The organism is Terriglobus sp. ADX1 (assembly GCF_036877645.1).
Taxonomy (GTDB): Bacteria; Acidobacteriota; Terriglobia; order Terriglobales; family Acidobacteriaceae; genus Terriglobus.
This window is the reverse complement of the sequence record NZ_JAEDXV010000027.1, coordinates 1-16,966: the sequence shown is the minus strand read 5'-3', so window position 1 is coordinate 16,966 and position 16,966 is coordinate 1. Positions and strand designations below refer to the sequence as shown.

The window sequence follows — 16,966 nt, the reverse complement described above, 5'->3', positions numbered from 1 at the left end:
CGCGTCTCATTTCGTAGCGGAGTGGAACGTTATGGCCGACGAGCAAGGAAACGCGCGCCACAGAAACTTCGACGGGATCTATTTCTGGGGCATGATCACCACCATGTTTGCGATCCTGGCAGTCTTCTGCATTCTCGCCCTGACAAGCCAGGTTCATGTGGGACACGGATAGCCTAAAAGCCGTATCGCGCCACGCGAATCGCGGAGGGCGCCGACCTCATCCAAGTGCGCATGAGTGTCGACCAAATCAAACTGGGATCACAGGGTGCCGCAGTCAGCCGCGAAGGGCTGGGCTGCATGGGCATGAGCGAGTTTTACGGCGAACGCAATGATGCGGAGAGCGCCGCAACCATTCTGCGTGCGCTGGATCTTGGCATCACCTTTCTGGACACAGCCGATGTTTATGGGCGCGGCGACAACGAAATCTTGGTGGGCAAGACCATCGCCCCGCGGCGCAACGAGGTTTTTCTTGCCACCAAGTTTGCGCATCTACGCGATGCCCAGGGCAACTTCACCGGTATCAGCGGAAAACCGGCGTATGTGAAGGAAGCGTGCGAAGCTTCGCTGAAGCGGCTGGGCGTAGATGTGATTGATCTGTACTACCAGCATCGCGTTGACCCCGATACGCCGATTGAAGAGACCGTGGGTGCGATGGCAGAGCTCGTAAAAGAAGGCAAGGTGAAATACCTGGGCCTGAGCGAAGCAAGTGCCGAGAGCATTCGTCGCGCACACAAAGTGCATCCCATTACGGCGCTGCAGAGTGAGTACTCGCTGTGGACGCGCGATGTGGAAGCAGAGATTCTGCCCACGTTGCGCGAGCTTGGTATTGGCTTTGTGCCGTATTCCCCGCTGGGCCGTGGCTTTCTGACGGGCGCGCTGACCAAGGATGTGCTGAACGATGGCAAGGATGCTCGCGTCTCTCGCTATCCGCGTTTTCAGGGTGAAAACCTGGATAAGAACCAGTTGATTGTGAATCGCATCTCGGAGATCGCGGAGCGTTGCGGGGTCAAGCCCGGGCAGTTGGCTTTGGCCTGGGTATTTGCCAAGGGCGATGATCTGGCACCGATTCCGGGAACGAAGCGTGTGAAGTATCTCGAAGAGAATGCCGCTGCGGCTTCCATCAAGTTGAGTGCGGAGGAAGTCGCGGAGCTTGAGGCTGCCGTGCCTATCGATGCTGTGGCAGGCGATCGCTATAACGAAGGCGGCATGAAGGCTGTCGGGCGGTAAACAGTCACACTTCTGGCCGCCATAGCGAGCGCTTGTGGCCGTCATAGCGAGCGCTTTTGCATTGTCATTCTGAGGGGCATCGCGACGAAGAATCCCAGCGACGTTTCCTGCGGCAATGCTGCTTTGAGTTTCTTGCAAGAAAACTTAGAGCGGCATTGCTTGAGGCGAATACGTTGTGATTCTTCGCTTTGCTCAGAATGACGAACCTTAGAGCCTTCTTTACAACGGTGGCTGTGGTGGCTTCTCCGGTTTGTCGACCGGGATGGCGTGGGTCTTCATTTTGCGTCGGAAGAGTTTGCCGTCGGCTCTGACATAAAGCCAGTCGTGGTCCACCCCCCCGAATGCGATATGCGTCACGGGTTGATCTGGGATCGGGCTGTTGAGAATCATCGCGACACGGCCATTTGCTTCTGCTATCTGCACGCCAATCTTTGTGGCGAAGTAGACCTGGCCGATGCTATCGAAAGCTGCTCCGGTTGCGCCTGTTTCGTCATCAAGGACTTCAAGTCGGTAGAAGGGCTCTGGGTTGGTGGGCACGCCGTCTTTATCAAGCTGCATTGACCATTGATGGCGATCTTTGGTGTCGCTGACCACGAGCATCGCCTGGTCTGGCGAAAGAGCGACCCCAAATGTTTCTTTCGCCGGGGACGGGACTTGGCCCTGTTTCACTCCGTTAACTCCCCAGCGAACAAATCCTCCAGCATTCGTGTACATCCTAGTGGATTTCGCGATGGCAACCCCAGCAAGCATCATCGTATTCAATTCACGAACATCTGTTATGTCAGCATCGCCGAGTTCCTCCCAGTTGCCGACCGCATCCACGGTCGCCCAGATGCTGCCTCGCTTATCGAAGCCTGCGGTGTTGAGTGCGGCGGGCGGGTGAACTTCGATCTTGCCGATTCCCTTCTCTGGCGAGTAGTCGCGCCAGAGCCATCGCAACGCATCGGGGAGTTCCGCAGAGCCTTGTCTTGTGTCGTGGCCGCCGGTGCCGATGGTTAGTTTTGCGTCATAACCACTGAACTGTAGAGCATCAAAGAGAAGCTGGTTTGCACGCGGCCATGTGCCTGCATAGAAAGTGCCGTAGGGTTCGTCTGCGGTGATGTGGTCGTTGGCTCCGTCTTGCATCCAGATGCGGATGGGTTTGGGCTCGGTCTTGCGGACGAGTTCCGGTAGTGTGTCTGCGCCTTTCATCGCAACGTAGGTTCCGATGAGCGAGAGGACACGTCGAAACTGGTCGGGTCGATGCCATGCAGCGACGAACGCTCCCACTGCTCCGGTGCTGGTACCGCCGATGGCGTGCGCGTTGGGGTCTTTCGATAGTGCGTGGCGCTTCTCAACGAACGGAATGACTTCCTGCATGAGGAAGTTCGCATAGCGATTCGAGAGCGAGTCGTACTCGAAGACGCGCTCGTAGCGGTTCTGCGCGTCGGGTCGGATCGCGGGCAGCACCCCAGGGTCAATGAAGATGCCAACCATCGGCGGCAGTTGATGCTTCGCGATGAGGTTGTCGAAGACGGTGGCTGCGCGCATACGTCCGCCGAGATAGCCACTGCCGTCGAGAAAGACCATGTACGGCAATGGTTCTGCGCCTGCGTTGGGTGGCAGATAGATGCTGACCGTGTGCGGTGTGCCCGGATAGAACTGTCCCGGCGGTAGCGTGGTCTTTTCCACCGTGCCGTGCGGGACATTTTGCACTTCGGAATCCGGCGTGAGCGGATAGGGTTCCTGTGTTTTTGCAGCGAATGGCAGGAGTAGAGCGACGGCTAGGAAGGCGGCTCGCATTTGGGACGAAGTATAGACTTCCCGCCGGCTTATCGCTTCGGGAAAAGAAATGCAGCAAAATTCCGCAATGGACGCAACGAAGATCATTGCGTCCATTGCGGAGTTTTTCTTTGCGTTCGTTGCGTACTGCTTTTGATTCTTAGCTGCGCTTGAACTTGTAAACCAGCTCCAGCGTGATCTTGTCGTCCACGCTCATCAGGCGTGCAAGCGTCGGCTTTGTGAGACCGAAGTCTGCGAAGGTGAACGTCGTCAGAGCACGGCCTGCCACTGTGGACGAGCGCGGATCCAGCGTCGCAATTCCCTTGAACGTGACCGGCTTGGTGACGCCGTGGACGGTGAGGTTGCCAGTGAGAGCTACGCCAACCTGACCAGCGGAAGGCACCATCTTCGGAACGCCAGTGATGGACGTGGGGATGAACACCGCGTCAGGGAACTTATCCGTTTCCAGCGTGCGGTTGCGGATGTAGCCATCGCGCATGCCCTGGTCGCTGGTGAGTCCCTTCAGGTCAACGACGAGCTTCGAGTTGGGCGCAATGGAGCCATCCGGAAGGATCTGGATGGTGCCGCTCACACCCGTCGTGGTGCCAACGGCTTCGTTCGGGAAGTCGATGCCGGCAAGCTGCTCAGTCACGCGATAGCTGGCAGACGAGCCTTCAATGATGTCGAGCTTCGCGCCCGCGGTGGGTGGCGGTGGCGGCTGCTGCGGTCCGCCGGGACCACGCTGTCCGCCCCCGGGCGTCTGGGCTACGGCAAGCGATGCGCTAAGAGCAAGAATGGCGGCGGGCAAGATGCGCCGAAGGGACATGGTGGGTCTCCACGAGAAGTTCGAATATCTGATGCTGTGCAGAATAGACGATTGCCGATGAAAAAGGCCGCAGAAAAAATCCGCGGCCTTTCGGTATCGCTACGTTTCTCCCCAGCAGTTAGAAGAACCTTCCCAGGGTGAAGACGAGTTTGCGGTGGTCGTGGTCTCCGATGGATGGCCCGAAAGTAATAGCGCCGATGGGTGTTTCCGCGGCCAAACCAAAGAAGACATCCTGCCGCATCAGCGTATCGCGATCGGGTGCATACATGCGGCCGAGTTCATAGGTGCCGATGACATAAATGCTCTGCCCCAACGGCATGGGCAGCTCAGCGATGCGACGGAAGTAAGCGGGCCGAACCAGAAAGTAGTCCGTGCCGCGATACTCATCGTAGGAAGACGCCGTCAGGCGTAGCGGACCACCGAGCGTGAAGCGGAAGGGATCAGCCACCTGGCGATTGCCCATGGTGCCACCCTCGAGACTGAAGGACACGGTGTTGCCATGCCCAAGGTCGTGGAAGTAGGCGCCGGAAGCCTCAAGTCGCGGCGCATTCACGCTGTTCACTGTGTTGAAGAGATAACCCGCGGACACATCCGCACGCAGACCATGACGCGGCACCATGGCGCGGTCCTGGCCGTTGAAGCTGTACTGCATGCGTACAAGCTGAGAGTTGCCACGAATGTCAGGCTCACTATCAGTACCCGTGCTGAGATTCCAGAGCTGATGCGTCATCTGGTAACCGAAGCGCCACTCTGTGAAGTGACTCTGGCTATAGCCAAGGTCCACACCGCCGCCAGCTGCTTGGGTGAGGCGTTCGGATACTTTGCGTTGATCTTCCCAGATGGGTTCCAGCGTTCGGTAAAGCTGCAGTCGGGGTGCGACGAAGAAACGGTGATCATTGGGACGCCAATAATATTCCGGCACAAACTGTGTCACACGTCCCACACGCATGAGTAGGCGGCCTTCACTCTTGTAGGTGCCGAGGTCCTGTTGGGTAAAGATCGCATCCAGCGAGACACGGCTGGTGCCTCCGCTCTGCGCAATGATGTTGCCGCCGAGAAGAACATACGGTGGTCCACCGGGCCGATCGCGCACCACCATGTTCAGATCCACATCATCAGGACCAGCAACATAGCCAGGCTTCTGAGCGACGGCGCTGGCAACCTTGCCTGCGCTGCTGGGAGCGACCGTCTCAAAGACCGCCTTCGCCTCTTTCTTCTTGGATTCTTTCGCCGCTTTACCGGGAGGAATCGTATTATTCGGAGCCTCGGCGCCCGTTTCTCCCTGCTGCGTTGCCGCCTGCAGCATGTCCGGTAGCGTGTCATCGCCGGGGCCACGCTTTTCATCCGGATGCAGCAACTCCCTGCCCTCTACATGACGCCCTACATTTGCAGGACCGGTAACTTCGGTGTCTATCTTCTGGCCTGGACGTGTGAGGAAGTAGTCCGTGTTGTAGCGACCATCGCTGCGGACTTCATTCAGCTTCGCCTCCACCTTATTCGTATCCAGCTTGTTTCCTGGAAGGTCGTCTACCGTATCACGCACACCGATGGCGCTGCGGTTATTAGGGGCAAGGACTTTGACAGAGGCTATGTTCTGCGGTGGGCGCGGTTCGCGACGTTGACGGTGGGCCATGTATGCCTCCCACTCCTCATCGCTAACGCGATATTTCAGCAGTTGCGGCGCCATCTTCTGTGCGGCCACGTAGCCAGCCTGTGCCAACGCGCTGGCTTTGGCATAGTCGGAGGTTCCCGCACCTGCAGGCGCAATGGGTTCAATCAATACATCCGCAAGCTGACGCGAACGAACTTCGTTGCTCCAGGAAGCAACGGAAAAGCTACGACCAAGAATGCCGAGGAGAGAATTCGTATCGCCCGCGGCCGGCGGTGTCAACGGTAGCGAGACAGCCAGCACCACGTCCGCATGAAGCTCGCGTTTGACCAGGTCCGTCGGCAGGTTTTCCGTCAGCGCGCCGTCCACGTAGATATGGCCACCATCTTCCAGTGCCGGAAACACGCCGGGGATGGAGATGGAAGCGCGCACCGCCTCAGCAAGTGGACCGCGCGTGAACACCGCTTCACGGCCCACAAGGATATCTGTGGCCACGCAACGGAACGGTAGCGGCAGATTGTTAAACGAAAAGTCTGCTCCATAGGGCAGGAACTGCGCATTCAGAAACTGGTTCAGACCGTAATCAAGAAGAACACCGTTCCGCGCAGAGACGCCGTGCTTCAAACCAAGGTTGAAACCACCAGGAAGAAAACGCTGGTCTTCACGACGACGGAAGTTCAATTGACGAAAATCTGTATCGAGACGAAACACTTTGGAAAATACGGCATCGCTGGTAAGGGCGGAAATCTGATCCGGGGTATGCCCTGTTGCATACAGCGCACCAAGCAACGAGCCCATGCTGGTGCCTGCGATCACATCCACAGGGATATGATTTTCTTCCATCCACCGGAGCACACCAATCTCGCTCAGCGCAAGCGCACCCCCGCCACCCAATGCAAGGCCGATGCGTTTACGACCGAGATCCGGAAAGGAATCGCCTTGCGCTCCACTGCCCGTGGGCGGGTGCGCCAGCGCACCCTGAGGAGTGCCCTGCTGCGGAGTCAACTGCTGATTGGTGCCGCCGCCGGAAGCTGGAGCCACGGCTCCGTTTGCCTGAGCAGGTAGCTTGGGCAGGAGAAACACTGCCATCAACGAGCAGGCCAAGAGTCGGCTGTATCTTCCGGAAAACATCATCCTCATGATTTAGCAGGTTGGATGCAAAAACGCCCCGTGACGACTGTCAGATTTGACATACTGGACGCGAATGCTGCGATTACATCCGTTACTTACGCTGATGGAACGTCTTACGACGATTTCCACGCAGTGGCACGATCGACGACGAGGCGTGGATAGCGCCACCATGCGAGGCCACATAGGTGAAGATGCTGCATATTTTTATCTGCGACGTCTTGGATTCAAAGTCGTGGCGCAGCGTTGGGAAAATGACTTTGCACCGGGCGAAGTGGACGTTGTGGCCTGGGAGGGCGAGACGCTTTGTTTCATTGAGGTGAAAACACGCAGACAGAACTCTCCTATCGCCACCGAAGCCGCAATCGATGGAGAGAAGCAGCAGGCAATGGAACGCCAGGCGGATGCCTATGTGCGAGAACTGCCGTGGCCGGACAGCCGCAGACCAAAGATCGCCATCCGCTTTGATGCCGTGCTGGTACATCTTCGCGAAAAAGGCAGGCCAGATGTGCAGTTGATACGCAATGTCTTCTGAAACTTTCGGACACGCATTGACCAATCTCCACTGCCGCGGTGTCTAATGCTTCAGAGGCGGCAAAGACTGCCCAAAAGAAGAGGAACGATCCATGACGCTGATGAATGCACCTGTCTACGACGCGGGAAAAGCCAAACGCATGCGGTACGCATGGATCGGCGCGGGTGTTTTGGTCGCGCTGCTGGTGGTGGCCACGTTTGCTGGCTTCATCTCAGGGCATGGATGGCTTTTCAGCAATGTGTACACGGAACATCGCGTAAACAAATTTCTGACAGCGATTGAGCAACAGGACTTTGCCAAGGCATACGGCATCTACCAGAACGATGCCGACTGGCAGCAGCATCCCGACAAGTACAGTGGCTATCCCCTGCAGCGGTTCACGGAAGACTGGACGAAGTACTCTCCGGTGGGCCCGATTCATTCGCACCACGTGGACAAGAGCGTGAGCGACGGCTCCGGTACGTTCGGCACCACGCTGTTGGTGGCAGCCACAATCAACGGCGATCCCGATAAACGCCTCTTCATCGCAGTGCAGCGTAGCGATGGCACGTTTACCTATCCCGCACCGCATATCTTTGCGTATTAAGTAACGCCCTTACTTTGCTGGAACAAAACCGTTGGGTGGAATGAAGCAGACGTCCGTTCCGCTACGATGCCAGCGATTGCCATCGGCGTAGGTAACGGAGACAAGGCTAAACCATTCCACGGCAGTCAGCTTTTTCGTCACAATCGTAGCTTCGCCAGAACCAGCAACGGTAAATGTTTCCACCACATCCGCTCCGCTTGATGTGGCCGCGCTCAATGCTGCATCACGGAAACGTGGCCCGCTTGGGCCGGAGACATCCAATACCACCTGCTGGATGGCACGATCTCCGCGCGGATGAAAAGAGATCACAAATGACGGGTGAAAGGAAGGGGCCGTGTTGGCCAAGAGATATGCGCCATGCGACTGCTGACGCACGTCGATACGAATGGGACAACCGCCCTGCGGCAGCGCCATGGCCGTCGCAGGTGTTGCGGACATGTTGCCAGTTTGAGCCGAGCAGACAGAAGCAAACGCAAGAAGAAGAGCGACTCCGGAACCACGCATAGCGAACCCTCCGTCGATCAGTGACAGACTACACCTGGTAATACGCCGTTGGTTACAGTGCGGGCGGCGATTTCTTCCCAGGGGCTTTCTTTGCTGCTGCCTTCTTCGCAGCCGTCTTGCCGGCCACTGATTTGTCAGCAATGCTGGCCGTGTCCACGGTCAGATGGCCGTCCACGGTATGAGCCTTCAAGGTATCCGCCGTTTGCGCTGTTACTGCATTCTTTTCCAGTTTCTTCGCGGCGGAAACTACGGTTGATGGCTTCGTCGGCGCCTGCTTCGTTACCGCCTTTTTCGCAGGAGCTTCCTTCACCTCACTCTTTGTTGCGGCTGACGGCTCTTCCACGCCTGCCGATGACGGTATGGGTTGCTTCTCTGTCAACTCTTTCGCGTTTGTCGCAGGTGGTTTCTGTGTCACCAACTTCACCATGACGTCATAGTGATAGTCTGCTGATTTTGCGGCTGCAAGTATTTCTGCCAGCGGCACTGTCTTTTTCGCTTCCCCCGCAGGCTGCATGGCGGCTGTAAGAGTAAGCCATTGCAGAAGCTGCTCCAGTGCTTCGTGATTCACATAACGCACGCCTTCGTGCTCGTTCACTGCGGCAAGCCACTGCACATCACCTTCATTCCAGAACGCAATGTCATCGAACTTCGGTCGCATCAGTGCAAGCCGCACACGCGCCGCTGCACGCCATGAGTCTTGGCCAAGAACACCAACTTCAGAAAAGATCTCTGCGAGCGAGGAACGCAGGCCAAGATCATCCACGATGTCTTTCGATTCTGATGGCAATGCACGTAACGCTGCGACAGTGAGCAGTGGTGTCCAAAGCGCCTCAGGATGTGCTTCGATGTTCATCTGCGGCGGCAATGCGCGAGTGGCCTTTGCGGCGACCACTGCCTGCACAGCACTGGCACCAAGCGCGGTCGCAATAGCGGCATAACGATCCGCCGTTGCCACCGATGAAGGCGTTTCCAGATCGGACCAGCGATAGAAGATATTCTTTGCGCCGTCTCCCCACGTACGCGTGGCCTCTGTCTCAGAATAAGGATGCTCGCCTTTCGGTGCGATCAGGCTTACGGCATCGTGACCAACAGCATGACGCAAAGCTCCAGTGAAAGGACGCAGGCGCAGGCGCGTAAGTGCTTCATCGAGATTGTGAACGCCCGCACCCTGCAGAGCATCGCATAGCTGATCCCATGGCTGCTCTGCGGAGGCGCGCAGTTCCCGCCAGTGCATCAACACGGCATATTGATAACCGCGGAGATCCATGGAAAGACCGCCGTGAACCAGGTCATTGGAGCGGCGAATATATTCCAGACCTGATGCGGCATCGCGCCATGCAATAAGAAATTCATCACCGCGTGGGAGTGCAAGCGCATCTGCAATCGGACGCTGCCACAACTGGCCTGTCCACTTATTCATGGAGGCTGCAGAGGTATGTACCGTACCGCGCGTGGCCCCGTATGCATTGTTGTAAACGACGAGAGCGCGTTCGTTACCTCTGCGATTGGAGTACGCAAACACGTTTTCATCCACTGTTCCGTGTTCGGTCCAGAAATCAAAGAAGACAAAGTTCTCGCTCTCAGCAAACAGCGCACGGTTCGCAAGCAACGGAGCAATCTCACGCATGTGACGCGCAACAAGTTCTTCATTCGGCCATTCGTCATACTTGGCCGTCTTGTACTCCATGCCGTACTTCTCGGTGTAGCCCTCAATCTGCCCGTGTGCGAACATGGGCAGGCCGGGGATCGTCGCCATCATCGTCGCGACGCCAAAATACTTGTCGCCGGTGCCGAATTGCTCGATGGCCGTCTTCTCATCGGGGTTCGACATGAAGTTCACGTAGCGCTTCATGATGTCCGGATCGAACTCGATGGTCTTCTTTAGATAACTGCGATACTTGGCATTTTCTTCATCGCGCAGCATGACCATGAATGCGGAGTTGTACACGCGGTGCATGCCCAGCGTGCGCACAAAGTAGCCTTCCAGCAGCCAGAATGCCTCTGCAAGCAGCAACGTTCCGGGAACTTCCTGTTGCACGCGATCCACCACTTCACGCCAGAACTCATGCGGCATCAGCGCGTCAAACTGTTCCTGTGTAAGCGCGTTTTCTGCGCGCGATGGAATCGACCCACCTACACCGGGCAGCGGAAACCACAGTCGCTGTACATGACGCTTGGCAAGCACCATCGCCGCGTCAAAACGTATGATGGGGAACCGACGCGCAACTTCAAGGATGACCTGGATTACATGTTCGCGCACAGCATGTTGCGAGTAGTCCAACTGCGCCGTGTCGTTCCATGCAAAGGTCGTGCCATCGTTGCCGTGATAGATGAACTCCGTACGATTCGACGCGTCACGCCAGCGCATGCGATACACCACCGCAGCATCCGTCTGATCGTAGTAATGATCCTCAATCTTGATTTCCACTCGCGAATCAGTGGAAAGATCAGGCCCATCGAAACGATAGTTGGGATAGGGACTTTCACTGCGACGCAGGAACCACTCCGGATGTTCAATCACCCAGTTGGAATCGAGGCCCATGTGGTTCGGCACCATATCGCTGGCCAGCCGCAGACCAACGCTGGCCCCAAGATCACGAAGCTTCTGATAAGCCTCATCGCCGCCAAGGTCTTCGGCAATGTGATAGTCCATCAGTGAGTATGCCGATGCCACAGCATCCGCCTGGCCGCGCAAACGCTTGATAGTTTGCGATGCGCGCGAACGTTCCCACAAACCGATGAGCCACAGCGCCGTCAGACCGCGGTCGCGCAGCAGCTTCAACTCCTCTACCGGAATCTGGTCCAGCCGATAGATGTGGCGCTGATATTTTTTCGACAACTGCTCCAGCCACACATACGTGCTCTTCGCCATGAGCACTACGTTGGGCATCCACGCATCGTCAACTGAGAAAGCCTCGTACTCATTCAGCGGTGCCTGATAATCGCTGGCGTAGCGTTTGCCAGTGCGTCTGCGACGCGAAATGCTGCCATCGTCGTTGCGAACGTCTTCCCAGTACTCGTCGAATCCGATGTACTCATCGCCAACGAAGCCTTCCTTGCCGCCATATTCCACAGGGCCGTGATGGCGCACATTGTGACCCGCAGGATGGAACTGCATCCAGATGGCCACCTCTTCTTCGCGCAGCGTATCAATGGCCAGTAACGTCCGCGAGAGCGCCGGACCCAGCACATCGGGCCAGTGCTGCCGGATGAAATCAAGCTGTCCGCTGAGTGAATCGGGCGACGCTTCAAAAGGTGCCCGCAGCGCCTTCAACAACGTCTTCGCATCGGCTGAGAACTGGGGGCGCGTTTCGAAATAAGCATCTGCGTCCTTCTGCATCTCGCGATAGGCGGGCAGCGTGGTGCGCAGGGTCGTGTCGTCAAACAGCATCCGGAACGGCTTGTACGCCGGGTTCTGATTCGCCAGCCACAACAGCAATAACTCTTCCAGCGCGGCTTCCCGATGCGACATGCCATCGGTCGACCCAGCCAGCCATTCCTTCGCAGTCAGTTTGCCGTTATAAACCGCGACGTTCGGAAAACGCTCCGTGAACGACAGCAGAAGCGCATCGACATTATCCGCACCCACACGTTCGCCGAACCAACGCAGCGCGTCCTTCAGGACATCGGGATCCTGTTGCTTGCGATAACGCTCAACGACGGCATGGCTCAGTTCATCAATCAGCCCCATGGCGAACAACTGGCCCGCATGAACGACGGAGGTGGGGTCTTCCTGCGCGGTGGGGCCGCCCATGGCCACACGCGCGTCATTCATCTGCTGTGCAAGATGGCGGCTGGCCGCAACGTTCGCAAAGATGACATTACCCGTGTAAGAAAACAGCAGATCGCGCAACTGAAATCGGTCGCGAAAGACACGGGCAATATGGAACTCCATGAACACCTCAGGCTCTCAAAAGAATCAGGCAGCAACGGAACGGGCATAAAGGCCCACGGCATGAGCTTACTCTCTGTGCACACAAAGCATTGCATACATGCATGCATCAGGAGCTTCTTTAGACTGAGATGCACGGGAGCGGTGGGGCTTTGCTTGCCGCAACTCCATGAGGAGTGCCCAGGAACGACCGACGCTCGGGGAGGGCGGGTTTCCAAGTTCCTTGGAAAAATCAACAGCGGCCACACAAATCCTGTGTAGCCGCTGCTCTCAGACCGAAATGGATATTTAGTTGCTCTTGCCCGGCTGCAGGTGTTTCTTCATTTCTTTGTTGTATTTCACAACGTATTCATCGATCAGCTTGCGCACAGACTGGCCGATCTTGATGTAGTCTGTCTCGTTCAGGTTGGCGAGCGAGACACGGCCGGATGGGTGCGCCGTCCCGAAGCCCCGCCCCGGCAGCAGGACAACACCAGAATCCTGCGCCAGCCGGAAGAGCAGTTCGTTGGGTTGGAATTGCTTTAGCATCCACTTCACAAAGTCCTTGCCATAGACCTGCTCGCCCAGCACTTCAAGATCGAGAATGGTGTAATAGTTGACGTCGTTGGGGTCATGAACCGGTGTAAGTCCAGCCGCACGGTAGAGAGCGATAATCCGGTTCCGCAGCAGACGCTTCATCGCACGTTTGTAGTCATCGCTCGTATCCATCAGTGCAAAGAGCGAAAACAGGACCATCTGCACCTGTTGCGGTGTGGAAAGACCCGCCGTGTGGTTGAGAGCCACCGCGCGGCTATCTGCAACCAGACGATCAATGAATTTCAGCTTCTCGGGTTCGATGGTGATCGAGCTATAGCGCTTATTGAGCGCTTCCTTCGTTCTCTTGGGAAGTGCGGCGAGTTTTTTGTCGAGTACGTTCTCGTCATGTGTTGCGATCACACCAAGCCGCCAACCGGTCGCGCCAAAGTATTTCGAGAAGGAATACACAAGAATGGTGTTATGCGGGCAGATCGCAAAGAGCGAGATGAAGTCGTCTGCAAAAGTGCCGTAAACATCGTCGGTAAGGATGATCAGGTCAGGACGCTTCTCAACAATCCGTGCAATCTGTTCAAGCCCCTCTTGCGAGATACGGCGTGAAGGAGGATTGCTGGGATTGACCAGGAAGAAGGCCTTCACCTTCGGGTCCATCAACTTATCCAGCTCAAGCGCAGGATACTGCCAGGTAATTGGATCGGCATTGATACTCACCTGGTTAAGTTGATAGTCGCTGAGCGCAGGAATCTCGATGTAGGGCGTGAAGATAGGAAGACCAAGCGCAATAGAGTCTCCAGCTTCAATGAGTCCGTTTTCCTTCATGGTGTTAAAGATGTACGCCATGGCAGCAGTTCCACCTTCTACGGCGAAGAGATCGTATTTGCCGAGGAAGGGATAGTTGCCAATCATCTCCTGATGGATGTAATGCGCCACAATCTGCTCGGAGAGCCTGAGCATGCGGTCCGGGACAGGATAGTTACAGCCGAGAATGCCCTCACACATCTCATAGAGAAAAGCGGAGTCACTTAGCCCAAGCTGATCGCGAACGTAAGACACAGCTCCCGCAAGAAACTTGATGCCGGGCGTGTCTCCATTCTCACGCACAAAAATCTCAAAACGCTCTGCAATACCTTCCAGTTTGGGAAACCCGCCAACGCCTTCAGGAAGATAGGCGAAAGAGCGTTCAGCCTCACGCATGGCAAACAGGCCCAGTTGCCAGAACCCATAACGTGGCACCGTTGCAATGAAATTGGGATTGCCGCGGCCTGCGTTGAGCATGGCGTGAGCATTACTGTTTCCGGCAAGCTTGATGAGTTCGTCTTTGATCTCAAAAGGGCTAAGCCCTGCTACTTTTTTCGTGTTGATTTTAGTGCTCATAATCGTAGCTCCTTAGGAAGCATCAGGGCGTGCTGCGTTGATGGAGCAAAGCAGCAATACCGATAAGAAGTGGGCCTAACAGCGGCAAAAGAACGTTCGAGATGGCGTAAGTGATGGTGTAACCAATAACCGGAATGGAATTGCCGGAGACGCTTGTCACGGCACTAATGGCGGGCGTGCTGCATTGTTGTCCTGCAATCGCACCCAACAGTATGGGCGAATCAAAGTGCAGTAATCGTCTCCCGACAAAAAGCGAGATGCATGCCGGAATCAACACGACCAGGACACCAACAACCGGAAGCAAAAGACCGTATGACTTGATAAGTCGAACGGCATCCGGGCCAGAGGAAAGCCCCACGGCCGCGATAAAAGTAGCAAGGCCAAAATCCTTGAGGATTTGTGAAGCAGCCGCAGGAAAAGACCCTATCACTGGAAACTTTGATCGCCCCCATCCGAAAAGCAATCCACTTAGAAGACAGCCGCCACCGGTTCCAAAACCCACAGGAACGGCACCAAGGTGAAAAGTAATACGACCAAGCAACATTCCCGCGACGATACCCAACCCCAGATATACAAAATCTGTCTTCGTGGTTGGCGTGACGACATAACCAAGTTCGCGAGCAACACGAGTAATCCCGGAACGAAGGCCGAACAGAGTCAGCACATCGCCACGATGAACTTTCGTCGCGGGCAATGCAGGAATAGGAGTGTCCATGCGCTTGATAGCGGAAACATACACGCCGCGCCCCACTTCCACGGGCGCTTTCGAACGCATGTCTTCAAGCGCAACATCCTGCACGTCGCGACGTGTGACAAAGACATCCTCGCTACCCTCAACGGCGTCAAGCTGCGTTGCTTCGCCTATTTCCGGGCCAATCTCCGAAGCTGCCAGCACAAGCTCATTACGGCGACCTACGACGAGAATCAAGTCACCTGCCAGGAGCGTATCGTCCATCTTTGCTTCGTGGACCGCATCGCCACGCTTTAGTTGTTCGACTGTGATGCTCATCTTATGAGCGGCCTCGAACTGCGCCACGGTTTTCCCGGCAGCCTGATCAACACGGTAGATCCGGCCAACGAGTGATGGCGCCCCTGTGACCTGCCCTTCCGTGAGCGAAATACCGCCACTCATTTTGTTAAATAACTTGGCCGACTCTTCGCGCAGGTTGATGCGAAGGATAAGAGGCGCAACCTGGCTGGTGAAAAGAACAATCGTGATCAAGCCGAAAAGATAGGTGACGCTGTACGCCGTAACGACGTTATTTTGCAGACCCTGAATCTGTGCTGGCGGAAGACTAAGTCGCCCGATAGCTTCGGATGCTGTTCCCACAACCGCAGACTCCGTCGCTGCTCCTGCAAGCATGCCTGCGGTCGTACCTTCATCAAGATGAAAGAGAAGCATCGTGCTAATCACGATAGCCATCACGGAAACCGCTTCGATCACGGAGAGAATGCCATATCGCCAACCAGTGCGGAGATTGGCGAAGAACTGCGGTCCTCCCGTAAAACCAAGCGCAAAAATAAACAGCGCGAACGCCACGTTCTTAAGATCAGCGGAAAGACGCACCCCAGCTTGTCCAAGCACAAGCGCAACTAACAATGTTCCGCAGACGCCACCAAGGCTGAACGGGCCAATCTTGCGATTGCCAATGAGATAGCCCAATGCGAGAGAAATAAAGAGAGCAATTTCGGGTTGGGACCTCAGAAACTCCGCGAATGCGTGCATTTTAGGTTTCCCTCTTTGGAGCAACTTTGTTATTTGTTGTCGGGCTTCATCTTGATAAAGCTGTACTTTGCCGAGAACTGAACACGTGGCGCATAGTTATGCTGGCCGTTTTTGTTCTCGCGCCATCCATAAAGAAATTCCGCACCGACATTCAAACTGCCGAGCGGATTCCAGATGACGTTCGCTTCGGAGTAAGTGGTCTTGTGATACGTCGACGGAGCATCAAAAGCGGAGTTCTGGATAAGGACATAGCCAAACGTCCCTGTAGAGCGTACCTGCCTGGTCCAGTAATGCTGATAGGCAATGTAGGGAGCAAAGGCTGGAGTCGCCTTAAGAGATGGATCGAAAACTGATCTGGGTGAAGCATCCAACCCAAGGCCAGAAGTGTCATTGATATAGCGAGAAATACCTTTCCCATAAGCAATCTGATAAACAAGGTTGTCAGACTTCAAACGCCAGAGTCCCGAAGAACTTACGCCCCAACCCAGCGTCGAGACATGGCGACTATCGGGAAGATATGCTGCGACATCACGAAAGAGAGCGGCCACCTGGACATGCCCTCCTTCCGCTTCATAGCGGTAACGCACACTGCTATCAGGCGCGGGACTGGTCGCGGTCGCAGTGCCTTCGTTCACAGTGAAGGCGATGTCTGAAGTCGGCTTTTCTACCGACACGTAAACGCTTGAACCGGGGCCAACAGGAAAACCGTAACGAGCTTGCGGGTTACGAGCATTAAGAATTGAGTTTGGCCCTTCAAAGTCGAGCGTGTCCGGCCAGGTATCACCATCCGTGAAGTTAGAAAACGTTTGCCCAACGACAATGTTGGCCACTTGCGCATAAGCATGGCGCAGACGGAAGCTGGTGGCGTTGGTTCCAAAGAAATCACCTTCAAAGTACATACGGACATCACCGGCTGCACTCTTGGGAATGCGGAAGTCCGCAGTAAGTCGCGTGGGACGGATGCTTACCGTTGAGTTATTTGTGCTGGCGACGCCTGGAACGGGAATCGTCGCAGGCACAAACTCCTCTGCATTGCCCGCAGGTCGAAGGTCAAAATTGAAATCTGATTTTGCATATCCACCGATACGCAACAGTGTCTGAGTTCCAGGAAGGACAAAGTAACCGGAATACTTGGGATCAAGCGGCACGTTATAGAGCCGTGCGACAGCAAAGGGATCTTCTGAGAACGTGTCGTAAGTCCGCGTTGCTTGGCCAGCGCCCTGACGCGTCTTCCGCTCGGAAAGCTGCACTGCCGACGAAGGAG

12 protein-coding genes are annotated in these 16,966 nt (G+C 55.9%); 4 read left to right on the top strand and 8 right to left on the bottom strand.

Annotated elements, in window-relative coordinates; translation table 11 throughout:
- Window positions 1-31 precede the first annotated feature (31 nt).
- Together JAO32_RS15855 and JAO32_RS15850 are read left to right on the top strand one after the other, a co-directional pair.
- Entirely contained in the window at window positions 32-172 is a 141-nt protein-coding gene (locus JAO32_RS15855; protein WP_334242156.1) for a hypothetical protein, read from the top strand.
- A gap of 59 nt (window positions 173-231) precedes the next feature.
- Window positions 232-1,227 carry an aldo/keto reductase gene (locus JAO32_RS15850; RefSeq protein ID WP_334242154.1) on the top strand — a complete coding sequence of 332 codons (996 nt, stop codon included), beginning with the start codon at window positions 232-234 and terminating at the stop codon, window positions 1,225-1,227.
- 219 nt (window positions 1,228-1,446) lie between these two features.
- On the opposite strand, the gene JAO32_RS15845 is transcribed toward JAO32_RS15850, so the two are convergent.
- The 3 genes from JAO32_RS15845 to JAO32_RS15835 form a co-directional block, all read right to left on the bottom strand.
- Window positions 1,447-3,009, bottom strand: a complete 1,563-nt coding sequence (locus tag JAO32_RS15845) for an alpha/beta hydrolase-fold protein (protein ID WP_334242151.1) — start codon at window positions 3,007-3,009, stop codon at window positions 1,447-1,449.
- 139 nt (window positions 3,010-3,148) lie between these two features.
- Window positions 3,149-3,814 (bottom strand): YceI family protein, encoded by a 666-nt coding sequence (locus tag JAO32_RS15840; protein ID WP_334242149.1) that lies wholly within the window; start codon window positions 3,812-3,814, stop codon window positions 3,149-3,151.
- A gap of 118 nt (window positions 3,815-3,932) precedes the next feature.
- A complete protein-coding gene (locus JAO32_RS15835; RefSeq protein ID WP_334242147.1) occupies window positions 3,933-6,512 on the bottom strand; it encodes a patatin-like phospholipase family protein in 2,580 nt (859 codons plus the stop codon).
- 115 nt (window positions 6,513-6,627) lie between these two features.
- Between JAO32_RS15835 and JAO32_RS15830 the strand changes: the two genes are divergently transcribed.
- On the top strand, window positions 6,628-7,086 hold the full coding sequence (locus tag JAO32_RS15830) for a YraN family protein (RefSeq protein ID WP_334242145.1): 459 nt from the start codon (window positions 6,628-6,630) through the stop codon (window positions 7,084-7,086).
- A gap of 91 nt (window positions 7,087-7,177) precedes the next feature.
- A complete protein-coding gene (locus JAO32_RS15825; protein WP_334242143.1) occupies window positions 7,178-7,672 on the top strand; it encodes a hypothetical protein in 495 nt (164 codons plus the stop codon).
- Between the two features lie 9 nt (window positions 7,673-7,681).
- Here JAO32_RS15825 and JAO32_RS15820 read toward each other — a convergent pair whose 3' ends face one another.
- The 5 genes from JAO32_RS15820 to JAO32_RS15800 form a co-directional block, all read right to left on the bottom strand.
- Window positions 7,682-8,176, bottom strand: coding sequence for a hypothetical protein (locus JAO32_RS15820; protein WP_334242141.1), 495 nt, complete (start codon window positions 8,174-8,176; stop codon window positions 7,682-7,684).
- 52 nt (window positions 8,177-8,228) lie between these two features.
- Window positions 8,229-12,071, bottom strand: coding sequence for an alpha-amylase family glycosyl hydrolase (locus JAO32_RS15815; RefSeq protein ID WP_334242139.1), 3,843 nt, complete (start codon window positions 12,069-12,071; stop codon window positions 8,229-8,231).
- Window positions 12,072-12,356: 285 nt separating this feature from the next.
- Window positions 12,357-13,976: a bifunctional aspartate transaminase/aspartate 4-decarboxylase gene (locus tag JAO32_RS15810; RefSeq protein WP_334242137.1), complete on the bottom strand. Its 1,620-nt coding sequence runs from the start codon at window positions 13,974-13,976 to the stop codon at window positions 12,357-12,359.
- Between the two features lie 22 nt (window positions 13,977-13,998).
- Window positions 13,999-15,702, bottom strand: coding sequence for an aspartate-alanine antiporter (gene aspT / locus JAO32_RS15805; protein WP_334242135.1), 1,704 nt, complete (start codon window positions 15,700-15,702; stop codon window positions 13,999-14,001).
- A 29-nt stretch (window positions 15,703-15,731) separates the two neighbouring features.
- The coding region (locus tag JAO32_RS15800) for a DcaP family trimeric outer membrane transporter (protein ID WP_334242133.1) at window positions 15,732-16,966 on the bottom strand (1,235 nt) is incomplete at its 5' end.

What these genes read in the sequence shown, in the direction of transcription:
- JAO32_RS15855 (WP_334242156.1), top strand. Translation starts at nt 32, where the DNA reads ATGGCCGACGAGCAAGGAAACGCGCGCCACAGAAACTTCGACGGGATC.
- JAO32_RS15850 (WP_334242154.1), top strand. Translation starts at nt 232, where the DNA reads ATGAGTGTCGACCAAATCAAACTGGGATCACAGGGTGCCGCAGTCAGC.
- JAO32_RS15810 (WP_334242137.1), bottom strand. Translation starts at nt 13,976, where the DNA reads ATGAGCACTAAAATCAACACGAAAAAAGTAGCAGGGCTTAGCCCTTTT.
- JAO32_RS15825 (WP_334242143.1), top strand. Translation starts at nt 7,178, where the DNA reads ATGACGCTGATGAATGCACCTGTCTACGACGCGGGAAAAGCCAAACGC.
- JAO32_RS15820 (WP_334242141.1), bottom strand. Translation starts at nt 8,176, where the DNA reads ATGCGTGGTTCCGGAGTCGCTCTTCTTCTTGCGTTTGCTTCTGTCTGC.
- JAO32_RS15815 (WP_334242139.1), bottom strand. Translation starts at nt 12,071, where the DNA reads ATGGAGTTCCATATTGCCCGTGTCTTTCGCGACCGATTTCAGTTGCGC.
- JAO32_RS15830 (WP_334242145.1), top strand. Translation starts at nt 6,628, where the DNA reads ATGCTGCGATTACATCCGTTACTTACGCTGATGGAACGTCTTACGACG.
- JAO32_RS15840 (WP_334242149.1), bottom strand. Translation starts at nt 3,814, where the DNA reads ATGTCCCTTCGGCGCATCTTGCCCGCCGCCATTCTTGCTCTTAGCGCA.
- JAO32_RS15845 (WP_334242151.1), bottom strand. Translation starts at nt 3,009, where the DNA reads ATGCGAGCCGCCTTCCTAGCCGTCGCTCTACTCCTGCCATTCGCTGCA.
- JAO32_RS15835 (WP_334242147.1), bottom strand. Translation starts at nt 6,512, where the DNA reads ATGGCAGTGTTTCTCCTGCCCAAGCTACCTGCTCAGGCAAACGGAGCC.
- aspT (WP_334242135.1), bottom strand. Translation starts at nt 15,702, where the DNA reads ATGCACGCATTCGCGGAGTTTCTGAGGTCCCAACCCGAAATTGCTCTC.